The following is a 22,066-nucleotide window of genomic DNA, read 5'->3' on the forward strand; positions in this document are numbered from 1 at the left end:
ACACGAAGCCGGTGACGCTCGCTGAAGGCATGGAAGCGTTCAGTCGCGGCGCCGACGTGCTGATCGAGAAGTCGCGGCAGCTCGGCGCGGAGCGCCAGCGGCTCGCGCTGATCGAGGCGCAGATCCAGCATGCGCAGACGGCCACGAACGACGCGGCCGGCCTGCAGCTGCTCGCGCTCCTGCCGCGGTTCGATGCGCAGTCGCAGCGCGTCGCGGCGCTCGCCAAGGAAGTCGACAATCTACGTGTGCAATGGGTCGCGCTCGGCGGCGACATTTCCGGGCGCCTTACGCCTGCAATCGATGGCGCGGTGCAGTCTCTCGATCGGCTGCGCTCGGCGAACGATATCGGGAACGTGCTGCTGGGTATCGGCGAAGGAATCGTTTCGATTGGGCGCGGCGCGCAGATCGTGACGGCCGACGCTCGTGCGACCAATTTCATCGAGGAGCTGCGGCAGAAGTCAAAGAGCGCCGACGAGGAACTCAAGAAGGCAGGAAAGACGCGCGAGCAGCTCGCTCAGCTTGCCGTCAACGAGGGGTTGGCCGCTATGAAAGCGGCTGGTATGACCGACGAGTATCAGCGAGCGGTCGGCCGGCTTGGCGAAAAGTGGATTAAGACAGAAGCCGCGATCGACGCCGCGAAGAAGTCGCGTAGCACCGAACTCAGCGACGGCGAGAAGCTGCTGCAGCAGCTGCGTGACCAGGTCGCGGGCTATGGTTCGAGCGCAACGGCAAAGCTGAGCGCGGAAGTCGCGAGCAAGCAGCTCAGTGCCGCGCAACGCGAGGAGGCCGAGCAGCTCGTCCAGCAGCTGCAGGCGTGGGACGCGCTGTCCGATGTCGTCGAGAAATCGAGGAACGCGTGGTCGTCGCTCAAGGACGGCAACGTCTCGCTGCGCGGCGAGTTGGCCACGCTGCGTGATCAGCTCGCGGGGCTGTCGCCTGCCCAGGTCGAATACAACGCCGCAGTCCGCGAGGCGAATCAGCTCGCGGCGGAAGGCCTCGCGCTCGGCCCGCTGACGGAACAACAGCAGCAGCTGCTGCAGGAACGCCTGCAGATGCTCGCGGAGATCAAGGCGGCGAACAACGAACTGGATCGCCGTCAGGCGATCGCCTCCGGCGAGCCCGCGCTGCGCGCCAACATCGCGAAGACGAACGCGGAGTACGCCAAGCGCAATGCGCTCCTGAGCGGGAATCGCGATCTGTCTCGCGCGCTCGCTGAGCAAGCGGACCGCCTGTCGGCGACGACGGAGGCGCAAACCCGCTACAACGAGGGCGTACGCGAGGCGCACGAACTCGCGGAACGCGCGATCGCACTGGGGTTCGAAGAGGCCGACGTGCAGGAGCTGCTGCGCGAGCGCCTGGAAGCGCTTGCCGAGCTGCGCAGCGGCGACGACCTTCAGAACATCGCGAGTCAGTTCACGACCGACAACACGTTCAGCAAGCTGGCCGAAGACATCGGCAAAGTCGAACTCGCGCTCGAAGACGCGATCGGCCAAGGTGCGCTCGACAAGGTCGCGCAGCTGCAGGACCGGCTCGGCAACCTGCGGCACGCGATGATCAGCGGCATCGTCGACAGCTCGCAGGCGGCGCTGCGCAGCATGCAGTCGATGACGAAAGACGGCTCGCGCGCGTTCCTGGCGATGCAGGTGGTGATTGATGCGTTGTCAGTAGCTCAGGCGATTTCGGCCGTACTGAATCAGGGCCAGGGCGATCCGTACACGGCATTTGCACGTATGGCCGCGATGGCAGCCGCCGTGGCTGCACTCGGCGTTTCGATCGGAAATTTCAGCAACGCGGGTTTCAGCGACAGTGCGGCTGAGCGTCAGGCGCAGCAGGGTACCGGCACGGTGCTCGGTGATGCGGAAGCCAAGAGCGAGAGCATAGCCAACGCAGCGGAAATCACGGCGAAGGCCACGACTGAACTCGTTGGCATCAACCGGGGCATGCTCAACGCGCTGAACTCGTTGACGCAGGCCCTCGGCGCTGCGGCCGTGCAGCTCGCGCGCGGCGCCGGCGACGTTGAATTCGGCGCACTGCCGCAAGCGCGGCAATTCTCACAGGCGTCGATCGGCACACGCCTCGGTGTTCCGAGCCTGTCGCAACGCTTCCTCGGCGGTTCGTCGCGCGTGACCGACCAGGGTCTGACGATCAGCGGTGGCTCGCTCGACGAACTCCTGCGTGGCGTCACGGTGCGGGCTTATCAGGAAGTGCAAAGCCGCTCGTGGGCATTCGGTTCAACGCGGACGAATACGAACACGGCGGACGTCTCCAACGAACTCGGCACGCAGTTCCAGCTCATCATCGAGTCGATCGTCGACACCGTGCGCGAAGGTGCGCTCGCGCTCGGTCTGCTGCCCGCGGAAATCGAGGCCGCTCTCGCGGCGTTCCGCGTCGAAGAAATCAAGATCAGCCTCAAAGGACTGACGGCCGAGGAGCAGCAGGCCGAACTCGAAGCGGTGTTTTCCGCCTTGTTCGATGGCTTGGCCGGCAGCGTCGTGCCCTTCATTGCGCAATTCCAGCAGATTGGCGAGGGCTTAGGCGAAACGCTCGTGCGCGTGGCGACCGAAGTGCAGGTCATGCAGCAGGTGTTCGAGCAGCTCGGTATCGCGGTCGACATGACCGATCCCGAGAAGTTCGCGCAACTGGCCGACGGCATCGTGCAGGCCGCGGGCGGCCTCGACGAGGCGCAGGAGCTGTTCGCGAATTTCTTCAATTCGTTCTACAGCGCGGGCGAGCAGGCGCAGAACCGCATCAACGCGATGGTGCGTTCACGCGACGAGCAGCTCGCGGACCTTGGTCTCAAGCCGATGTCGAAAGACGAGTTCCGCACCGCGTTCGAGGCCGTGATGCCGACGCTTACGCCGGAGCAGATCGTCGAATGGTTGCGCGTGAGCGAGCTGGTTGCGACGGTCGAGGACGCGATCGCATCGCTGATGGACAAGTTCCGCAAGGCATACCTGTCGCCGATCGAAAACATGGAATTCAACGCAGGCGCGACGCGTGAGAGTTCCAATGCGCTGCTCGAAGGGCTCGGCCTGAGTAGCGATACGACGATGGAGCAGTTCCGCGTGCTGTTCGAGCAGCAGCTGCCGACGCTCAGCGATGAGGCGAAAGTCCAATGGCTGCGCGCGGCGGAAGCACTCGCCGCGGCGACGGACGCGCAGGAGAAGTACAACGCGGCGATCGAGCAGGCGCAGACCGATTACCAGAACACGGTGGATGGCCTCCGCGCGGAACTCTACGGCAGCGACTTCACGAACGAGATTGCCGGCATTCGCGCGTGGGAAAAGCAGGTCAAAGCGTCGCTCAACGCCGCGGCCGTCGCCGCTGGCCGCCAGGCCGCCGCGGAGTCCGACCTGGCGCTCGTGCATGAAGTCGCCGAACAGCGCGTGCGACAGGCCGTCGCGCGCCTGCTGTCGTCGACGCAGAGCCTCATCGAGCAGCTGCGCGAACTCGACAACGGCGGTGCCGCCAGTACGGCGCAGTCGTGGGGCTCTTCGATGGCGCAGCAGATCAACGAGGTCGCCGCGGCGAACGATGATTTGTACGAGCGGCAGATGGCGAGCATCAAGTCGATCCAGGAATACCTGGACGCGCAGCTGCTCGGCGACCTGTCAGGGCTCACGGCGCAAGAGCAGATCGACGAAGCGCGCCGGCAATTGCTGGAACTGCAGGCCAGGGCAATGGCGGGCGACGCCGAAGCGGCGGCGCAGCTACCGCAAATGGCCGAGGCGTACCTGCGTCTGTTCCGCGGCTCGACGACGTCGGGCGTGGATTTCCGCGACGGCCCGTTCGGCTCGAACTGGGTGCGTGATCTGCTGCAGCAAGTCGTCACGCAAGGGCCGACCGTCGGGCCGCCGAGCACGACCGGCCGCGGCGGCACGAGCGGCGGCGGACTTACGACGGACTACCTCGACCAGCGCGATATCCGCGTCGCGCAGCAGGAAGCGGCCCATCGCGCGGAACTCGCGCAGCAGCTCGCACAGCACCTGGGCGACCTTGCTGGCGCGCTACGCGTGCCGGTCCTCGAACTCATGGACTCGATGGGCTACGAGCTGGAAGACCTCGCGCGTAACCTCGGCGTCAACCTACAGAACATCACGGGCCAGTCGGTCACGATTCTCGCCGAGCTGGCCCGCACGCTCGGCCTGAGCCTCAACGAGCTGACGCAAGGTCTCGGCCTGGAGCTGACGAGTCTCGGCGGCGGTATTCGCGAGTTGACGACGCAGCTCGGTATCGATTTCGACAACCTGACCGGTGTTCAACTCGAATCGTTGACCGCGCTGGCCGGCTCGCTCGGCTTGAGCCTGACCGAGATCACGCAAGCGCTGGGTCTCAATCTGACCGACTTGTCGGCCGGCGTGCTTGATCTAACGTCGCAACTGGGCATTGACCTCAACAACCTGACGGTGGAGAGCACGCAGTCGCTCGCGCAGCTTGCGCAACGCCTCGGCGTTGACCTCGGCGAGCTGTCGCAGAGCGTCGGTGTCGACCTCGGCGACTTGAGCAACGCACAGTCTCTGCTCAACCAGTCGCTGGCCAGCACGATCGACGATCTTCCGGCCGCGCAGCGCGATCAGTTGCGGCCGCTACTGCAGGCGATCACCAACGCGACCAGCGAGGCCGACGCGAATGCGGCGATCGGCCTGCTCGAAGATGCGACCAACGCATTGCCGGCCGACATCCGCAATCGCCTAGCGCCGTATCTACAGAACGTGTTCCCGTCGAGCGCACTGGACCAGCTCGACTACCTGGACGGCATCTACCAGTACGCACAGGACCAGGTGCGCGTGATGCGCGAGGTGCGTGACTACATCCGCCGCCTCGGCGCTGGCCAGGGATTGCCGGGTTTCGCGGTCGGCACGGCGAGCGTTCCGTACGACATGGCCGCGATGATCCATCGCGACGAGATGATCATCGATCCGGGCACGTCGCGATTCCTTCGCCGCTATGGCATCAGCGTCAACGTCGGGCGCGGCGCGGCCAACGACGACGCCGGTGTCGTCGACGAGCTGCGTGCGCTGCGCGCGGAGATGGCCGCGCTGAAGGCCGAGCTGCGCGAGAACGGCACGAAGGTGGCCAACGCCGTGCGCGAAGAAGGCAAGGCCGATCGTCAGAACAACGCCGAGATCGGCCGCAAGATCGAGTCTGCTGTAGGGACGAGGTCACGCGGTGCTTAGCCCGCAGCGCATCATGCGCGCGAAGCTAATGCCGCGGCGGCGCGGCGAACGCGTCTACGCGACCTGGTCGCCGGCCGATCGCCACGGCTCGATCGGACTCAGCTCGGGTAACCTGCTCGCGAGCGGTGTCGTGTCGAGCTGGCAGGGCATTCGCGCGACGCTGCCGATCGCGAGCGATCAGCACTACTGGGAAACGTTGTATACATTCGGTGGCGCAACCGATGTGGCTGCCGGCATCGAGCTGCTCACGGCGCCGCTGAATGTGCGGCTCGGCTCGACGTCCGGCCAGACCGCTGGGCCTGACAAGCTAGGCGATTTCTGGCGCGACGGCATCAAGATCCTCGACCTCGCGTCGCTCACGACCGGCGTCGTCATCCGGCATTGGCTCGACGCCGATGCCGGCGTCTATCGCATCGCAATCGGCAGCGGCGCGTGGCAGACGGTCACCGCGAATCCGTCCAACACGTACGCGGTGTGGTATCCGGCTGCAGCGCTATTCGGCAACGCATCGGTCACAGCGAACTTTGGGCAACTCGGGTTTATGTATGCCGTTCCGCCGGGCGTGCGCGCGGGCGTCTACACCGTGCCGGTCGAGACGATTTCGCTCTATGTCAGCAGCCACGCGGTAAACACCGCTATCGGCGACGATCCGCCCGAGCAGCCGTACCAGGCGCGCATCGCGGCGGATTCCGACGTGGATATCGAGCGCGAAGGATCGTGCTGGGTATGGGGCGGTCAGACACGCAGCAGCCGGGGCGAGCTGACGCTCGTGCTTGATCGCGCCGTGAGCTGGTGGCGTGATCTGCTCTGGCGCGATGCCACTGTCGTCATTGATCGCGGATTTCGCACGCCGGCCGGCGATACCTGGAGCGAGTGGACGCGGTGTCGGGTCGAGAAAGCCAACGACGGCATGCCACAGCGGCTAGTGCTGACACTGACGGACGAACTCGCGCGGCTCGATCGGCCGATGCAAGATGAGCTGTACCCCGAGACGATCGGCAATCCGCAGATGATCCATCGCGCGAAGCCGGTCGCGTTGGGTCGCCCGCAGTATGTCGAGGGCGCGCAGCTCAGCGTGGTCACGACCGGCCCGACGGCGTACACGTACGACCTGCACGACCGTGCGCTGTTTTCGATTGACGCCATATTCGACAAGGGCCAGGTGCATTCGTACCCCGCGGATTGGCAGTACATGCCCGCGCGGACCGGATTCCAACTGACGTTCGCGCCCGACGGGAAAACGACGTGTCACCCGCGCGGCGCGATGCGGCGGATAGAGACGCTGATCGACGACAGCAACGGCGGCACGTTCGGCGATTGGGTAAGCGGCAGCTACGACGACGATCCGCTCGGCTGGGTCGTGTCCGGCGAGGGCGGTCCGAACAATCGCGTCGGGCCCGGCGTCGGCGACGCGCTCCAGTTCGTGTCGACGGTGCTCGAAGTCACGATCGGCAAGGGCGTGCTCGTCGAGGGCGAGTGGTACGAGCTGCACGTCGACGTCGTCGACGTCACGGATGGGGCGCTCTACGCCGGCAGCGACGTCGATCGGCCGGTGCTGATCGATCAGGTCGGAGCATACGTCTACACGTTCCAGGCCGACGTCGGCAGCACGCAGTTCGTGCTGGGCGGTACCGCCTGCGACGTGACGATCCGCAGCGTGGCGCTCTATCACGTTCGCCTGATCGAGTATCTGCCCGACTGGCTGCACTACCTGTTCGTGACGCGCGGCGGCATTGATTTCGACAGCATCGACTGGACGTCGATCGACGCGCTCAACGCAGCGACGCATCGACCGCGGCGACTCGCGCATTTCGGAACGCCGAACATCCAGGCGCTCGTGCGGCTGACGCTCGACGGATGGACCGGTTCCGCGTTCGCGAAGCGCTCAGGCCTCGTCAGTGTTGGACGCCTCGAACCGCCGACAGGCAACGCGACCATTCGGCTCGGAAAGCACAACCTGATCAGCCCGCCGCGCCGCGTGTACGACGAGGCGCGTGGATTCACGACGCGACTTGCCGGCAAGCGCAACTACACGCCACATAGCGACAGCGATATCTACTCGACAGCAACGCCGGCCGAGATTGCCGAGCTGAAAGCCGTTTTCCTAATCGAACGCTCGGGCCTGCCGGCTTCGGTATCGCTTGCGACCTCCACTGCCGTGGTCGACGAGCAGCGCAAGTACGCCGATGGCGCAGAGCCGAAAGAGACGCTGCTGCAGGAAAGTGCGGACATCCAGGCCGAAGCGTCGCGCGCGGTCTCGCTGTGTCGCGGGTCACCGGACTTCTTCGAATGCGATGCGATCTTATCGGCGTCAGAGGCCGACGACGCCGAGCCATTCCAGGAAGTGTTCCTGCAGTGGGACGACATCGAAGAACTGCAGGCGGGCCGCTACGGCCGCGCGCGGCGCGTACGTAGCTCGTTCTGGGCGAATGTCGTTCGGCTGCTTGTCTGGTTCCCTGACGAGGATTCAACATGATGCGCGCATTGGTCAGCTACAACACGCGGAATTGGATCGACGACCCGGCTACGACGATCGCGTTCGAGACCGGCGACTACACGGAGATCGAGGCGTATCCGCTCTCGAATCTGCGTGTCCGGCAGTCGTCAACCGTGGCGCGGTGGGAAAGTGTTGGGCTTCCCGGTTCGGTGGCGCTGCACGTAACGTTCGCGGAGGCGAAGCCGCTCGCTGTCGTTGCTCTGCTCGGCTGCAATTTCCGCGCGGCGAATCACATCGCGAACATGACGGTGAACGCGCGCATCGCCGGCACCTGGGTCGAGCCCATCGCAGTGGCCGACAACCAGGACGCCGGTGTTCCCGGCTTGCCGTACAACCTGGTCGCTACGATGCCGATCGGCCCTGACGGCAGTCGGCCGATGGTCGACGAACTGCTCATCGTCGCCGAGTGGGATGCATTCGGCGCCGAGTACACCGAGGCGGCGCGCCTGTGGGCCGGCGACGCGATCGTGCTGCCCGACGGCGTCGATGCGGGATGGTCGATGCAGGTCATCGATACCGGCCGCGTCGATCAGTCGAAAGCGCTGCAGGCGTACGAGGATCTCGGCGTGCGCGTGCGGCAGATCGATCTGCCGCTGGATGGGATTCCGACCGATATCGCGTGGGGCTTTGCCGAGGGCGCCACGGAAGCGGCCAATGTACCGAGCGTCAACGACCTGCAGATCGCGGCCGGCATCACCGGCGAGGTGCTAGTCGTCGGCCGCACCATATCGCCGATCTGGGTGCGTCGTACGGCAATCTACGGCCGGCTCGTTGCCGTGCCGCGCATCATCCACAAGAGCGGTGATTTGTGGTCATCCGCGATCTCGGCGATCGAAGAGCGTTGACCAGCAAGACGGAGCGGTCTGCACGTGTTGACGCACTTGCAGACCCCCGACCACGGAACTGACCCGTAGATCGAGCAAGGCTCCCTGCCACGCGTGGCGAGGGAGAGACTACGAAGCACGGATCTCAGTTCCGGAGAGAGCATGACTGCACCGTTGTTCGCGTGGCCAGGCGGAAAGCGCCGGCTCCTGAAGCACCTTCTCCCGCTCGTTGAAAACGTGGATCACTCTTGTTACGTCGAGGCCTTTGCCGGCGGCGCCGCCGTGCTCCTCGCGCGGACGGCGCCGGCAAAGGCCGAGGTTCTCAACGACGTCAATCGCGACCTCGTCACGCTTTATCGCGTAGTCGCGAATCACCTCGATGAATTCGTGCGCCAGTATCGCTGGGCGCTCACGAGCCGCGAGATGTTTCGCTGGGCCCAGCTACAGCACATCGACACGTTGACGGACGTGCAGCGCGCGGCGCGGTTCTACTACCTACAGACGCTCGCGTTCGGCGGCAAGGTCAGCGGCCGTTCGTTCGGCACGTCCACAACAGCCGGCTCGCGACTCAATCTGCTGCGCATCGAGGAGGAGCTGTCGGCCGTGCATCTGCGGCTGGCTCGCGTCACGATCGAGTGCCTTCCGTGGCGCGAGTGCGTCGAGCGCTACGACCGGCCGCACACGCTGTTCTTCCTCGACCCGCCGTACTGGCAAACGCAGGGCTACGGTGTGCCGTTTCCGTGGTCCGAGTACGAGCAGCTCGCCGAGGTCATGCGCAGCCTCAAGGGAAACGCGGTGCTTACTATCAACGACCACGTCGACGTGCGTCGGCTATTTCGAGGTTTGCGGATGTCGACGGTCGCGATCAACTACACGCCGGGCGGTGCGCACAGGGCAAAGTCCGCGGGCGAGCTGATCATTCGCTCCGGATAGCCGCTCTAGCTGGCACGACGAGTTGGCGCTGCGTCGCAGCATCGGCCCGCGCTTGGCGTTCACGCCGACCTGAATCGGCGTATGAGACGGTGACGCCTATGATGCGGCGATGGCCCGCTACCGTCGAAACCATTTTGGACCTGCCGGCGCATGCGACTCTTGCGGCCGGTTTTGCTGCACCCTGTGTCAGGCGGGCAGCCCAAGCGAGCCGGGAATTCGTTGTTACCACTGCGGTCAGGGCCAATTCCGGCATCGCTCTGAGTGGGTCTTCTGGGAATGCCCAAACTGCGCTGGTGCGCGTTGCGGCACGTGTCACTACGCGGGGCTATTTGCCGTTCCGCGCGAGGAGGTTCCCAATGCTAGTGCGTGCGCTGCATGAGCCAGATCCAACGCATCTCGCGCGAGTCGTAGCGGAGATGCAGCAGATGGGGCCGCCGACTATCGAGGCGATCGACTGCGGGACCTACCTAGCCGCCCTTGAAGGGTCTCACCGGCTAGCAGCCGCTGCTCAACTCGGTCTGATGCCCACGTTTGTTCTGCGTGACCAAGATGAAGTGATCGAGGTCACGGAATACGCGTGGTTCGACGAGGTGTTCTTTCCAGATCCGATCTACACCGGGCGCCAAGTCGTTGAACGCTTGCAGGCGGTCAGCGCGCCGGTGTATCGCTTCGGTTAGTGCCGGCAGCGAGGGGCCACGATGTGCTATTCGGCGATGGTTTGGCAGGACTACTATAAGTACGTGGGCGCGTTCGGTGCGGACATCTCGATAAAGGAGTTCGTTCGCCTGTACAAGATTCGCGGCGAGAAGGGTGGAGTAATCATTCCCCGCGGAATGGATGCTGCGGTCGCGCGGCCCAGGTCGCCCGACGAGTTCGAGATTCTTACGGCAATCAACCAGCGTCGGCCGGCCGAGGAAGCTCGGCTACGCGAGGTGATCGCCGTGCAAACTGCGAGACTTGAGTCCGCGTCGGCGAAGCTGGCGATCAAGCCCACGAAGTCCGCCGCGAACGACGTGCGCGTGGCCACCAAGAAGATTCACGATGCGCAGGTAAGCTTGGCCGATCTCTCGCGCACGAGCCCCAGCGCGAGTGATTGCCGCATCTTTTCGCGTCACTACGCGCCAGTGATGGTGATCGCCGACGGCAAGCGCCTCGTGCGGCCGATGCGATATCTGCTGCGACCCTTCTATGCGACGCCAGAATGGGACCGTGATCGCCAAGGGGCGTACAACGCCCGCCGAGATAGCTTGGCCACAACCTGGCGCGGAGTGTTCGGCGTCACGCATGGAGTGGTCGCTGCGCAGCGCTTCTACGAGCATGTGGATCGAGGTGGCCGGGACGTCATTCTTGAGTTCGAACCAGCGGACCACAGCGACATGCTGGTTGCCTGTCTCTGGTCGACCTGGCGCGGGACGGGCGGCGAGGAGCTGACATCGTTTGCGTTCATCACCGACGAGCCCCCGCCGGAGGTCGCTGCTGCTGGCCACGACCGGTGCCCGATCCCGCTCAAGGCAGAGCACATTGACGCTTGGCTGACTCCCCAGGGCCGGAGCCCCGAGGAGCTGTTCGGGCTACTAGACGATCGCCACAGGCCGTTCTATGAGCATAGGGAGGCTGCCTGACGGTCCCGTTCACCAGCGCCGCACGGTTTCGCCTGCCGGCATTTCGTTGCGGCCCGTGCAACGCACGGGCTCGGCAATTTATCTCAATCGGGCCGGCGATTTATCGCGCGCGGTTACAGAAAGCCTCGCTGCGGCGTTGGACACGCTTTTCTCACGCCTCTCGCTCCTTCCTCATGCAAGCCCGCGCGCAACGATGGTCCAGCAGGCCGCCGTGAAGCGCACGACCTCGCCGTGAACATGAGGCGCGAACGCCGCGCGCACGGCCTCGACGACGCGCTCGCGCAGTTGCGCATCGGCCTGCTGCAGCACGAGGCCGACCGGACCGAGCCGCGTCATGTAGCGTTCGAGGTCGCTGGCCGGCAGTTCGCAGTCGACGTCGAGCCGCGTGATCGCGATCTCGCGCCAGCCGGCGCGTTCGAGGATGCCGGTCACGCGCGTGGCGTCGGCGAACGCGAACTGGCCGGGCGCGTCGGGCTGCCGCTGCGGCAGATTCGGCAGCAGCGGAGCCGCGGCGCGCTCGGCCGCGACCATGAACGGGTTCTCCGCGACGCTGCGCCAGACGATGCCGTGGAGCAGCGCGCCGGCCGTCGCAGCCGCGCGCAGGTTCGCGAATGCGCGCACCGGATCGTCGAAGAACATCAGGCCGAAGCGCGACACGATCGCGTCGAACGCCGCCGGCGCGAAGGCGTGCGTCTGTGCGTTCGCACAGACGAAGTCGGCGTTCGCGCGCTGCCCGGCGGCGCGGGCGCGCGCCAGCGCGGTCATCGGTTCGGAGATATCGATACCCGTGCAGTGGCCCGCCGTACCGAGGTGTCGCGCGATCGCGAGCGTGGTCGCGCCGGTGCCGCAGCCCACGTCGAGCACGCGCGTCGCGCCGGCACGCGCGACCGCGTCGACGAGTTCGCGCTGGAACGGCAGGAACAGGCGGTCGAGCGGATCCTGCAGGTCGACCCAGGCCTGGCCGGCAGGGCCGTTCCAGAGCCGCGTCTGCTCGTCGGCAGTCGTGCCGGCGCTCGTGTCGGTGGTATGCATGAGTGGTTCCCGGCTTGCCGGAATGCGGCGGAGACGGCACTCTGCCACTTGAAGTCGACTTGAGGTCAAGCGCATGGGCGAACTCGATATCGTCGAACTCGGCAAACGCAGTGGACTGCCGTCCTCCACCTTGCGCTACTACGAGGAAAAAGGCCTGATCGCGTCGATCGGCCGGCGCGGCCTGCGCCGCGTATTCGACGCCGGCGTGCTCGACCGCCTCGCGCTGATCGCGCTCGGTCGCGCCGCCGGCTTCTCGCTCGACGAAATGGCCGGCCTGTTCGCGCCCGACGGCACGCCGCGCATCGACCGGCAGCTGCTGGTCCGCAAGGCCGACGCGCTCGACGAAACGATCCGGCAACTGCGCGTCATGCGCGACGGCCTGCGCCACGCCGCCGCCTGCCGCGCGGCGAGCCATATGGAATGTCCGACGTTCCGGCGCATTCTGAAGGCGGCGTCGGCCGGCGCGCTGGGGCCGCGGAAGCGGGGGCGGGTAGTGGCCTGAGGGGATGAGGCATGCAGGCGCGGTATCGTCCGCGCAATGAGAGATCGTGCGCACAAAATGCACTGTTGACTATTGCGATCCCGAAGCTGTCGTCACGTCGGGCCGGAGAGCATTGCCATGCCGGGAAGTGAGGGCGAGAAAGCGGCGGTTGCCGCCGAACGGTATTTCGCGTTCGTCGAATCGCTCGATGAATTTCAGGATCGGCCGGACGATGGCGCGGATGTGCCGGCCGAGCCAGATCCGCAAGTGCGGCGCGTTCGACCCCGACAGGCCGGACAAGGACAGGAACCTTTCCGGCCTGGCCGTTACGTTGATCAAGCGCGAACGCGACGGGCGAGACCAGATCATGATTCTGCCGGGCGATTGTCCGTTCGACCGCATACCGCGCCTGCCCGCAGGCAGGATCGTCGGCGTCGTGGCCTATCACCATGGTGCCGGCGCGTACTGGAGTGCGCAGACGACGGGCGTACTTGTAGACGGTGGAAGGCACGTGCGCTGGGTGTATTCGTTCGGGCACAACCGCTACGGTCACCCTCGGCGCGGCAACTACGATGCCGTCTGTGCAGCCTGCAACGCCGAAGCCCGGTCCACGCCGCAGGCCAGAGCGGACGGCGAGTTCGCCCAGGACGTGAGCTGGCACAGCCAGTCCGGGTGGTAGCCGGCCTTCCCGTTCGCCGCCACTCCGATCCCGTTGGCTGCACGATCGCTCAACCGCCGCGGCAATTGCGGCACACTCCGCGCGTGAAAACCCGCCATTTCCTGCTCATCGCCGCGTCGTTCTGGATCCTGTTCGGCGTCGTCACCGGCATCCTCGTGTGGATCAGCATGCTCGATCACGGACATTCCGTGCCGTGGCTGCTGAGTTTTTTCATCATCGTCTGGTCGGCCTGGATCGTGCCGACCTACGTGATCCTGCGGCTGACGCGGCGGTTTCCGGACCACGGATTCCCCGCGCGCGTGATCGCGATCCATGTCGTGGCGGCCAATGTCATCGCCGTGCTGCACTCGCTGTTCGAGATCGCCGTCATGCTCTGGATGCGGCCCTACGACCGGATGACCTCGACCTGGGCCGAGCTCGATCTGACCACCTTCCTGTTCGCGCACGTGCCGCTGAACTGGATCCTCTATTGCCTGATCCTCGGCAGCGTCCTCGCGTTCGAGTACTACCAGCGCTACCACGAGCGCGCGCTGCGCGCCGCGCAGCTCGAACGCTCGCTGGGCGATGCGAAGCTGCACGCGCTCGAGCTGCAGCTGCGGCCGCATTTCCTGTTCAACACGCTCAATGCGATTGCCGGTCTCGTACGCAGCCAGCGCAACGACCAGGCGGTTACGATGATCGCCGGGCTCGCCGACCTGCTGCGCTATTCGCTCGACCAGGCCGAGCGCCAGCGCGTGCCGCTGGCCGAGGAAATCACGATGCTCGAGCGCTATCTCGACATCGAGATGGTGCGCTTCTCCGACCGGCTGACCTGCACGATCGCGATCGACGCGGAAGCGGGCCGCGCGCTCGTGCCGAACCTGATCCTGCAGCCGCTCGCCGAGAACGCGGCGCGTCACGGCATTGCGAAGCTCGCGGGGCCCGGCAGCGTGTCGATCGAGGCCAGCCGCGCCGGCGAGCGTCTGCAGCTGCGCATCCGCAACAGCGGCGCGCTCGCGTCCGACATCGTCGAAGGCATCGGCATCCGCAATACCCGCGAACGCCTGCGCGCGCTGTACGGCGAGTCGGCCGCGTTCCGCCTCGCCGCAGTCGACGGCGGCGTGCTCGCGACGCTCGATCTGCCCTGGGAAACCGCGCGGTGAGCGCGGCCGGGACGACGTGTCTCAAGGTGCTGATCGTCGACGACGAGCCGCTCGCGCGCGCGAACGTCGAGGCGCTGCTGGGCGGCGATCCGGAGATCGAGGTCGTCGGCCAGGCCAGCGGCGTCGACGCCGTCGCGCTGGTTGCGCGGCTGCGTCCGGACATTGTCTTTCTCGACATCCAGATGCCCGAAGTCGACGGCTTCGCGCTGCTCGAACTCATCGGCGCCGACGCCGTGCCGGCCATCGTGTTCGTCACGGCCTACGACCGCTACGCACTGCGCGCGTTCGACGTGCACGCGCTCGACTATCTGCTCAAGCCTTTCAGCGACGCGCGCTTCGCGAGCGCGCTCGCGCGCGCCAAGACGCAGGCGCGCACGCACCGGCGCGGCGAACTCGACGCGCGCATCGCCGAACTCCTGCGCGCGCAGCAGTCGCCGCGCACGCGCTTCCTCGTGCCGGCGCGCGACAAGACCGTCGTCGTCGAGGCCGGCCAGGTCGACTGGATCGAGGCGGCCGACTACTACATCTGCCTGCACTGCGGCGGCACGAGCCATCTGCTGCGCGACACCATGGACGAGATCGAGCGCCAGCTCGATCCGCAGCTGTTCTTCCGCGTACACCGCTCGGCGATCGTCAATCTCGCGCGCGTGCGCGAGATCCATCCGCTGTTTCGCGGCGACTGCGAGCTGAAGCTCGCCGACGGCACGACCGTGCGCCTGAGCCGCAACCGCCGGCGCGAGTTCGAGGCGCGCTTCGCGCAGCTCGGCGTGCGCCGTTGAGCAGGGAGGGGGAACTGGGAGTCGAGATCGGGAAACGTCAATCGGGAATCGTCAGAGCGATTTCCACTTCCGCCCTACGATTCCCGTTCGCTGCATCGCGGTTCCCGTCCGCTGCCAATCGCTGTCGCCGACCGCGTGCCGGACGCATCCTGGCCTCCTCGTCACGGGAGGTCTGTCATGTCGCCGAATCGATTGCTGCACATCTGCTTTTCTATCCTTCTGGGCGCCGCGGCCACGCAGGCCGCTGCCGATCCGCGCGACGAACTGCTCGTCGACGCGGCCTGGCTCGCCGCGCATCTGGACGACGCGAACCTCGTGCTGCTGCATGTCGGCGACGACGGCGAATACAAAAAGTCGCACATCCCCGGCGCGCGCTTCGTCACGCTGGACGACATCTCGGTGTCGGAACACACGCGCGAGGGACGCATGCTCGAAATGCCGTCCGACGACGACCTGCGCGCGCGCTTGCAGAAGCTCGGCATCTCCGACGATTCACGCATCGTCGTCTACTACGGCAAGGACTGGGTCAGCCCGAGCACGCGCGTCGTGTTCACGCTGCAGTACGCCGGACTCGGCGCGCGCACGAGCCTGCTCGACGGCGGCATGGGCGCCTGGGTGAAGCAGGGCGGTGCAGTGACGCGCGACGTGCCTGCAGCGAAGACCGGCGTGCTGGCCGCGCTGAAGACACTGCCGCTGGTCGTCGAGGCGGACTATGTGCGCAGCCATCTCGATGCGCCGGGCATCGCCGTCGTCGACGGCCGCGCCGCGGTGTTCTACGACGGCACCGATATCGGCGGCGCGCACGGCCACACGCATTTCAAGGGGCACATCAAGGGCGCGCGCAGCATTCCGTTCACGAGCGTGACCGGCGACGACCTGCGCTGGCGCTCGACGGCCGAGCTGAAGACGCTGTTCGAGCAGGCCGGCGTGAAACCCGGAGATACGGTGGTCGGCTACTGCCACGTCGGTCAGCAGGCGACGGCGATGCTGTTCGCGGCGCGTCTGCTCGGCCATCCGGTCAAGCTCTACGACGGCTCGTTCCAGGACTGGTCGCACGACACGAACAATCCGGCCGAAAGCCGCGGCGCGCGGAGCACGCCGTGAACCCCGCGCGCACGCCGCGCGATTACGCCGACCCCTACCTCGCGGGCGCCGCGCTCGGGCTCGTGCTGCTCGCGGCGTTCGTTCTCGTCGGCCGCGGCCTCGGCGCATCGGGCGCGTTCGCGAGCACTGCGGCCGGTGCGGTCGCACTGGTCGCGCCGGAACAGGCTGCGGCGAGTCCGCTGTTCGCGCACTACCTCGGCGAACCCGGACCGTGGCTCGAATGGCTCAGCATCGAACTGATCGGCGTGCTGATCGGCGCGGCCGCTTCGGCGGCGCTGGCTGGACGTCTGCGCGTTGCGGTCGAGCGCCCGCCGTCGGTGTCGCGCACGCAGCGGCTTGCGTTCGCGTTCGGCGGCGGCGCGCTCATGGCCGCCGGCGCCGTGTTCGCGCGTGGCTGCACCAGCGGCCAGGCGCTGACCGGCGGTGCGCTGCTCGGCGTCGGCGGCTGGACCTTCCTCGGCGCCGCGTTCGCGAGCGCGTATGCGCTCGCGCCGCTGCTGCGCAAGGTGTGGGCATGAACGCGCCGCTGCTGACCGAAAGCGCGCCGCTGTCGGCGACGCTCGCCGTCGCGCTCGTCGTCGGCATCGGTTTCGGTTTCGCGCTCGAACGCGCAGGACTCGGCAGTGCGCGACGGCTCGTCGCGCAGTTCTACGGCCGCGATCTGCGGGTGCTCAAGGTGATGTTCAGCGCGCTGCTCGTCGCGATGCTCGGCGTGTTCTGGCTGAGCCGCGCGGGCGTACTCGATCTGCAGGCGCTCTACGTGCCGCCGACCTGGCTGCTGCCGCAATGTGTCGGCGGCTTCGTGTTCGGCGCGGGGCTGATCGCCGCGGGACTGTGTCCCGGCACGGCCTGCGTCGCCGCGGCGACCGGGCGCATCGACGGCGCCTTCGTGCTGCTCGGCCTGTTCGGCGGCATGCTCGGCTGCGGTCTGCTGCTCGCGCGCTGGCCGGGTTTCTACGAGAGCACCGCACGCGGCGCCTGGACCTTGCCGGAACTGCTCGACCTGCCTTACGGCGCCGTCGTCGCGATCGTCGTCGCCGTCGCGCTGCTCGCGTTCGTCGCGGCCGAACGCATCGAGCGGAGATTCGCATGAGCACGTACGTTCGCATGAGCGCGCGCGTCCGCGGCGTCCTCATCGCGCTCGCACTGGCCTCCGGTGCGCTGGCGGCGATCGCCGGCAGTCCGCAGCCGCGACTCGCGCACGACGAGATCGCGGCCGTCGATCTTGCGCAGCGATTGCGCGATGCGGAGCCCGGATTGCTCGTGCTCGATGCACGCCGCGATGCCGCTGTGCGCGAAGAGCGCCTGCCCGGCGCGTTGCCGTTGCACGAGGCGGACGCCGCGCGTGTCGCTGCGGCGACGCTCGTCGTCATCTACGACGACGGCGACGGTCTCGCCGCGGATCGCGCGCGCACCGCTGTCGGCGCGAACGCGCGGCGCCTGCGCGGCGGACTGCGCGCCTGGCATGCGGACGTGCTGTTTCCGGTCGTGCGCAGCGATGCCTCCGCGCGCCGGCGGCAGGAATTCGAGACGCGTGCGGCGCTGAGCCGCTATTTCGGCGGTACGCCGCGCCGCCTCGAACCCGGCGAAACGATCGATCGCGCAAGGAGCCGCCGCGGATGCTGACCGTGACCGACGATTCCCGCCGTGTCGCGCCGCGGTCGCGTGCGCGCGATGACGACTACGATTTCGCCGCGCTGCGCCGCCGCGAATTCGCGCGGCTCGATGCGCAGCGGCATGCCTATCTCGACTACACCGGCAGCGCGCTCTACGGCACCTCGCAGCTGCGCGCGCATGCGGCACTGCTCGACGACGGCATCTACGGCAATCCGCATTCCGAATCCGCCACGGCGCGCGCGAGCACCGCCGCGATCGAGCGTGCGCGTGAGGACGTGCTGCAGTTCTTCGGTGTCGACGCTTCGACGCACGCGGTCTGCTTCACCGCGAACTGCAGCGCGGCGATCAAGCTCGTCGCCGAAAGCTATCGGTTCGACGCGCAGCGCGGCCTCTTGCTGTCGGCCGACAACCACAATTCGGTCAACGGCGTGCGCGAATACGCGCGGCGCGCCGGCGCGGCGGTGCGGGTGCTGCCGCTGAACGCCGATCTCGAACTCGACGATCCGCACGCGCGCATCGCCGCCGCGGCGGCCGGCGGGGCGGGGCTGTTCGCGTATCCGGCGCAATCGAATTTCTCGGGCGTGCGGCATCCGCTGTCGCTCGTGCGGCACGCGCGGGAGCAGGGTTTTCAGGTGCTGCTCGACGCGGCGGCCTTCGTGCCGGGCCATGCACTGGATCTGCGCGACTGCCCGGCCGATTTCACGGTGCTGTCGTTCTACAAGTTGTTCGGCTATCCGACCGGTCTCGGCGCACTCGTTGTGCGGCGCGACGCGCTCGCGCAGCTGCATCGGCCCTGGTTCGCCGGCGGCACGGTGCGCTTCGCCTCGGTCGCGGCCGACCGCCATCGCCTGCTCGCCGGTGCCGAGGGTTTCGAGGACGGCACGCCGGATTTTCTCGGCATTGCCGCACTGCCTGCAGGATTCTCACTGTTGCGCGAGGTCGGCCTGCGTCGCGTCGATGTTCACAACGCGGCACTGGTCGCGGCCATGCTCGACGGGCTCTCGGCGCTGCGTCACGCCGACGGCGCGCCGCGCGTACGTCTCTACGGCCGGCCGCACCGCGCCGCGCGCGGCTGTGCGGTGACCTTCAACGTGCTCGACCGGCACGGCGGCGCGCTGCCCTATGCCGCGATCGAAGCCGCCGCGCGCGACGCCGGCATCTCCGTGCGCGGCGGCTGCTTCTGCAATCCCGGCGCGTCCGAAGCCGCGTTCCGCAGCGAGCCTGCACGCCTCGCGCAGTGTCTCGACGAGCTCGGCGACGATTTCACGCCCCAGCGTCTGTCCGCCTGCAGCGGCCACGAGACGGGCGCGATCCGGGCGTCGGTGGGGATGGCGAGCAGCTTTGCGGATGTGGAGCGGCTGATTGCGCTGATCGCGCAGTGCGGCCTCGACGATCGCAGCGCAGCGGGCGTGGTTCGCCGTTGCTGAGCGAGGCTTCACGACGCCGCAGCGATCCCCGCCAGCGTTCCGGCCAGCGTCAGCGCAATCCAGCCCGGATGTCGCGCACGCGTCGCGAACAGCACGAGCACGCCGGCGGCGCCGCTCGTGGCGGCGGTGACGGTCAGCAGCAGCGTCGCGAGCGGCGCGTCGGGTTGCGCGCCGATGCGCAGCAGCAGCGCGGCGAAGCCCCAGCCCAGCAGCGTGACGACGTGCCAGGTCGCCCAGAGGATGCGCAGATGGCGTTCCTTCAGCGGCGACGGTGCGCGCGTCGGAACGATGCCGCGCTCGCGCACCTGGCGGAAAATGAGGATCTCGCCGAGCACCGAGTGCACGAGGCCGGTCAGGACGAGAAGAAGGCCGGCCGTCAGCGCTGGCGTTTGCATCGGAATCTCCGGAGGCGACGTGACGCGACGGTAGCGCAGGCCGCGGCGCAATCGCCGCGGTGGCGACAGATTGCCGCAGGCGCGCGCGGCGGCAACGTGAGCCTCGCCGCGCGGGTGTGCCGCACCGAGCGGCGGCAGCTCGGCAAGCTCCTCAAGAAGCACGGGATCGAGGGCAGCGCATTCCGGCCGTGTCGGGCCGGCAATCGGGAACGGGGAGCCGGGATCGGCATTGCCGAGCGCCGCTGCGCCGGAGTTTCGTCCCGGTAGCCATCCGTGACCCGCACGTCGCGCACGCGCGTGGCCTTTTACCGATTCTCCCATTCTCCATGTCGGATTCCCGGCCACGCCGGTGCGCCGGGCTATCTCGCCGACGGCGCGGTGCGCTTCTGGCTCGACGGCCGTCTCGCGTTCGAGCGCACCGGCGTGGTCCTGCGGACCTTGCCGCTGCATGCGGCCGCTCATGACGAGACCCAGATCCGCCCGGTGCGCGAACTCGGCCCCGCGATCGCTGGTTCAACGGGTTCCACGGCGGCAAGACGCGGAACAGCATCGATCGCACCGTCTTCGTCACGGGACTGGTCTGGGGGCGCAGCTACATCGGACCGATGCGGCTGCCGTCGGCGGATCCGATTTTTGCGGGGGATTTCGACGGGTAGGGCGTGGTGCCGGGAATAGGGAATAGGGAATCGCAAAAGCAGGGCGGGGCAAACCCTCGCCTTCAAGGGAAGTGAAGGACGGTCAGAGCCGCAGGCTCTGACCGCCCTGAATGTCCGACGGGCCGGACGGGCATGCGCGGGGATGGTGTTGCCTCGGAAGTCGACCCGCAGCGCGGCTCCCGATCCGATTCGCCCGGCAGGCGCGCAAGCCGCGTCGACCGGCACGAATCGCATCTCTCACGAAAAATCCTCGAGCCAGCGCAGCAGCGCTTCGCGGCGCCGGCGGCTGAGCCGGCGGAACGTCGCGATCAGTCGTTCTTCCGCGGTGTCGTGTTCCGGTGCGTTCGCCGCGTCGGGACCGGGGACGGGCTGGCTCGTGCCGCGGCCGGTCGCGAGCCATTCGAATGCGACGCCGCTGCGCACGGCGAGATGCGCGAGATGTTCCATCGTCGGCGACGTGCCCGACGGCAATTCCCATTGCGCGACCGCGCTGGGGCCGATGCCGATTTCACGGGCGAGCGCGGCCTGGCTCAGGCCGGCGAGGCGTCGCGCGTAGCGCACGCGATCGGGCAGCAGGGTGGGTTCGCGCCGCGGAGTCGGGCTGTCCATCGGTCACGCTCCTGTAGCAATCGAGGCGTCGACACGATCCGTGCATTTCCTCAGCAGCGCTGAGTGCCCGGGCGCAGATGGCGCGCCGGCGCGTATCGCGGCGGTGCGTGCGGGCGATCCGATCAGCGCTGCTGAGTATACATATCCAACAGACATAAAAGATCCTTTGTCGATGAATTTCCTTAGCGCAACTCAGTGCGGCGGACGATCATCGCCGTTTGTCGCGCCCGCCGGTCGTGCCGGCGCGCTCCGCGCTCAGCGGAGCTGAATACATATACTAAAAACCACTACTAGATATATCTACATTTGCGTGCATACTGCGCCCGCAGCAGCCGCAGCAGCCGCAGCAGCCGCAGCGCCGTCAGGGCGCAGGCCGGGACGGACGTTCCGCATCGCGAAAGCGGCCGGGGAGTCCGCAGTCCTTGCCGGCGGCAGTTTCCGCAGGCGGCGCGCAGCGCCCGGCAGGTCCGGCGGGCGCACACGCCGCCGCCGCCGGATCCGTTGCTTCAGGGGCAAGTCAGAACCGATCACCGGTGCCGCTCGCGGCGCCGCGAACGGACGCGCCGTGCCGCGCCGGCGAAATGCCGGCGGTGCGGCGGAGCCTTCCGACGTCGCCCGCAGCCGGCGCCGTCGCGCGTGTGCGGCTGCTGCACGGAAGCAAGCGGATCGCCGCAGGGACGCACGCGATCCAGGCGCTGGACGGCCGGCCGCCGTTTTCGCGACGGCGTGTGCCCGATCGTCGGAAAAACAGCCGTCAAACCATCCATCCCGAGACCTACGAGGGCAATCATGTACAACCAAGGTGTCGATCCGCAGGCGACCTTCACACCGGTCGGCTGCAACATCACGCTCGCGACGCTGTGTACGCCGGTCTGCGGCGCGCAGGCCGCCGCGTATGCGCCGTCGCCGCAGGCGACGTTCACGCCGGTCGGCTGCAACATCACGCTCGCCACGCTGTGCACGCCGGTCTGCGGTGCGCAGGCACAGGCGCAGCAGGCCTCGCCGCAGGCGACGTTCACGCCGGTCGGCTGCAACATCACGCTCGCCACGCTGTGCACGCCGGTCTGCGGTGCGCAGGCACAGGCGCAGCAG

19 protein-coding genes are annotated in these 22,066 nt (G+C 67.4%); 16 read left to right on the forward strand and 3 right to left on the reverse strand.

All coding sequences use genetic code 11. The annotated features are described in order from the left end of the window. Positions 1–11 precede the first annotated feature (11 nt). From VLF18_RS18805 to VLF18_RS18830, 6 genes are all read left to right on the forward strand, one after another. On the forward strand, positions 12–5,177 hold the full coding sequence (locus VLF18_RS18805) for a hypothetical protein (RefSeq protein ID WP_325281162.1): 5,166 nt from the start codon (positions 12–14) through the stop codon (positions 5,175–5,177). A 13-nt stretch (positions 5,178–5,190) separates the two neighbouring features. Then, positions 5,191–7,653, forward strand: coding sequence for a hypothetical protein (locus VLF18_RS18810; protein ID WP_325281163.1), 2,463 nt, complete (start codon positions 5,191–5,193; stop codon positions 7,651–7,653). Continuing rightward, positions 7,650–8,519: a hypothetical protein gene (locus VLF18_RS18815; RefSeq protein WP_325281164.1), complete on the forward strand. Its 870-nt coding sequence runs from the start codon at positions 7,650–7,652 to the stop codon at positions 8,517–8,519. Before VLF18_RS18810 ends, VLF18_RS18815 begins: the two co-directional genes overlap by 4 nt. Before the next feature lie 141 nt (positions 8,520–8,660). After that, entirely contained in the window at positions 8,661–9,431 is a 771-nt protein-coding gene (locus VLF18_RS18820; protein ID WP_325281165.1) for a DNA adenine methylase, read from the forward strand. Between the two features lie 356 nt (positions 9,432–9,787). Beyond that, on the forward strand, positions 9,788–10,108 hold the full coding sequence (locus tag VLF18_RS18825; RefSeq protein WP_325281166.1) for a hypothetical protein: 321 nt from the start codon (positions 9,788–9,790) through the stop codon (positions 10,106–10,108). Positions 10,109–10,129: 21 nt separating this feature from the next. After that, a complete protein-coding gene (locus VLF18_RS18830) occupies positions 10,130–11,053 on the forward strand; it encodes an SOS response-associated peptidase family protein (RefSeq protein ID WP_325281167.1) in 924 nt (307 codons plus the stop codon). 171 nt (positions 11,054–11,224) lie between these two features. Here VLF18_RS18830 and VLF18_RS18835 read toward each other — a convergent pair whose 3' ends face one another. Next, positions 11,225–12,085 (reverse strand): class I SAM-dependent methyltransferase, encoded by an 861-nt coding sequence (locus tag VLF18_RS18835; RefSeq protein WP_325281168.1) that lies wholly within the window; start codon positions 12,083–12,085, stop codon positions 11,225–11,227. Positions 12,086–12,158: 73 nt separating this feature from the next. On the opposite strand from VLF18_RS18835, the gene VLF18_RS18840 reads away from it, so the two are divergent. The 9 genes from VLF18_RS18840 to VLF18_RS18880 all read left to right on the forward strand — a co-directional run bounded on the left by VLF18_RS18840 (position 12,159) and on the right by VLF18_RS18880 (position 19,314). Next, on the forward strand, positions 12,159–12,587 hold the full coding sequence (locus VLF18_RS18840; protein WP_325281169.1) for a helix-turn-helix domain-containing protein: 429 nt from the start codon (positions 12,159–12,161) through the stop codon (positions 12,585–12,587). A gap of 187 nt (positions 12,588–12,774) precedes the next feature. After that, entirely contained in the window at positions 12,775–13,245 is a 471-nt protein-coding gene (locus tag VLF18_RS18845; protein ID WP_325281170.1) for a hypothetical protein, read from the forward strand. Between the two features lie 83 nt (positions 13,246–13,328). Then, entirely contained in the window at positions 13,329–14,387 is a 1,059-nt protein-coding gene (locus VLF18_RS18850; RefSeq protein ID WP_325281171.1) for a sensor histidine kinase, read from the forward strand. Next, positions 14,384–15,166 (forward strand): LytTR family DNA-binding domain-containing protein, encoded by a 783-nt coding sequence (locus VLF18_RS18855; RefSeq protein ID WP_325281172.1) that lies wholly within the window; start codon positions 14,384–14,386, stop codon positions 15,164–15,166. Before VLF18_RS18850 ends, VLF18_RS18855 begins: the two co-directional genes overlap by 4 nt. A 177-nt stretch (positions 15,167–15,343) precedes the next feature. Beyond that, entirely contained in the window at positions 15,344–16,270 is a 927-nt protein-coding gene (locus VLF18_RS18860) for a sulfurtransferase (protein ID WP_325281173.1), read from the forward strand. Next, positions 16,267–16,788, forward strand: coding sequence for a YeeE/YedE thiosulfate transporter family protein (locus VLF18_RS18865; protein ID WP_325281174.1), 522 nt, complete (start codon positions 16,267–16,269; stop codon positions 16,786–16,788). The genes VLF18_RS18860 and VLF18_RS18865 overlap by 4 nt, the downstream gene beginning before the upstream one ends. Then, the gene (locus tag VLF18_RS18870; protein WP_325281175.1) at positions 16,785–17,363 is read left to right on the forward strand and encodes a YeeE/YedE thiosulfate transporter family protein; all 579 of its coding nucleotides are present in this window, start codon (positions 16,785–16,787) and stop codon (positions 17,361–17,363) included. The genes VLF18_RS18865 and VLF18_RS18870 overlap by 4 nt, the downstream gene beginning before the upstream one ends. Continuing rightward, entirely contained in the window at positions 17,360–17,896 is a 537-nt protein-coding gene (locus tag VLF18_RS18875) for a rhodanese-like domain-containing protein (RefSeq protein WP_325281176.1), read from the forward strand. The genes VLF18_RS18870 and VLF18_RS18875 overlap by 4 nt, the downstream gene beginning before the upstream one ends. A 2-nt stretch (positions 17,897–17,898) precedes the next feature. Next, the gene (locus VLF18_RS18880; RefSeq protein WP_325281177.1) at positions 17,899–19,314 is read left to right on the forward strand and encodes an aminotransferase class V-fold PLP-dependent enzyme; all 1,416 of its coding nucleotides are present in this window, start codon (positions 17,899–17,901) and stop codon (positions 19,312–19,314) included. 8 nt (positions 19,315–19,322) lie between these two features. Here VLF18_RS18880 and VLF18_RS18885 read toward each other — a convergent pair whose 3' ends face one another. After that, complete coding sequence (locus VLF18_RS18885) at positions 19,323–19,709, reverse strand: hypothetical protein (protein ID WP_325281178.1); 387 nt, start codon at positions 19,707–19,709, stop codon at positions 19,323–19,325. 893 nt (positions 19,710–20,602) lie between these two features. Next, positions 20,603–20,974: a helix-turn-helix transcriptional regulator gene (locus VLF18_RS18890; protein WP_325281179.1), complete on the reverse strand. Its 372-nt coding sequence runs from the start codon at positions 20,972–20,974 to the stop codon at positions 20,603–20,605. Between the two features lie 789 nt (positions 20,975–21,763). Here VLF18_RS18890 and VLF18_RS18895 point away from each other — a divergent pair. Next, the coding region (locus VLF18_RS18895) for a hypothetical protein (RefSeq protein ID WP_325281180.1) at positions 21,764–22,066 on the forward strand (303 nt) is incomplete at its 3' end.

Origin of the sequence: Tahibacter sp. (assembly GCF_035481375.1) — a bacterium.
GTDB lineage: Bacteria > Pseudomonadota > Gammaproteobacteria > Xanthomonadales > Rhodanobacteraceae > Tahibacter.

What these genes read in the sequence shown, in the direction of transcription:
- VLF18_RS18875 (WP_325281176.1), top strand. Translation starts at nt 17,360, where the DNA reads ATGAGCACGTACGTTCGCATGAGCGCGCGCGTCCGCGGCGTCCTCATC.
- VLF18_RS18890 (WP_325281179.1), bottom strand. Translation starts at nt 20,974, where the DNA reads ATGGACAGCCCGACTCCGCGGCGCGAACCCACCCTGCTGCCCGATCGC.
- VLF18_RS18840 (WP_325281169.1), top strand. Translation starts at nt 12,159, where the DNA reads ATGGGCGAACTCGATATCGTCGAACTCGGCAAACGCAGTGGACTGCCG.
- VLF18_RS18845 (WP_325281170.1), top strand. Translation starts at nt 12,775, where the DNA reads ATGAATTTCAGGATCGGCCGGACGATGGCGCGGATGTGCCGGCCGAGC.
- VLF18_RS18810 (WP_325281163.1), top strand. Translation starts at nt 5,191, where the DNA reads ATGCGCGCGAAGCTAATGCCGCGGCGGCGCGGCGAACGCGTCTACGCG.
- VLF18_RS18885 (WP_325281178.1), bottom strand. Translation starts at nt 19,709, where the DNA reads ATGCAAACGCCAGCGCTGACGGCCGGCCTTCTTCTCGTCCTGACCGGC.
- VLF18_RS18835 (WP_325281168.1), bottom strand. Translation starts at nt 12,085, where the DNA reads ATGCATACCACCGACACGAGCGCCGGCACGACTGCCGACGAGCAGACG.
- VLF18_RS18820 (WP_325281165.1), top strand. Translation starts at nt 8,661, where the DNA reads ATGACTGCACCGTTGTTCGCGTGGCCAGGCGGAAAGCGCCGGCTCCTG.
- VLF18_RS18860 (WP_325281173.1), top strand. Translation starts at nt 15,344, where the DNA reads ATGTCGCCGAATCGATTGCTGCACATCTGCTTTTCTATCCTTCTGGGC.
- VLF18_RS18825 (WP_325281166.1), top strand. Translation starts at nt 9,788, where the DNA reads ATGCTAGTGCGTGCGCTGCATGAGCCAGATCCAACGCATCTCGCGCGA.
- VLF18_RS18815 (WP_325281164.1), top strand. Translation starts at nt 7,650, where the DNA reads ATGATGCGCGCATTGGTCAGCTACAACACGCGGAATTGGATCGACGAC.
- VLF18_RS18830 (WP_325281167.1), top strand. Translation starts at nt 10,130, where the DNA reads ATGTGCTATTCGGCGATGGTTTGGCAGGACTACTATAAGTACGTGGGC.
- VLF18_RS18870 (WP_325281175.1), top strand. Translation starts at nt 16,785, where the DNA reads ATGAACGCGCCGCTGCTGACCGAAAGCGCGCCGCTGTCGGCGACGCTC.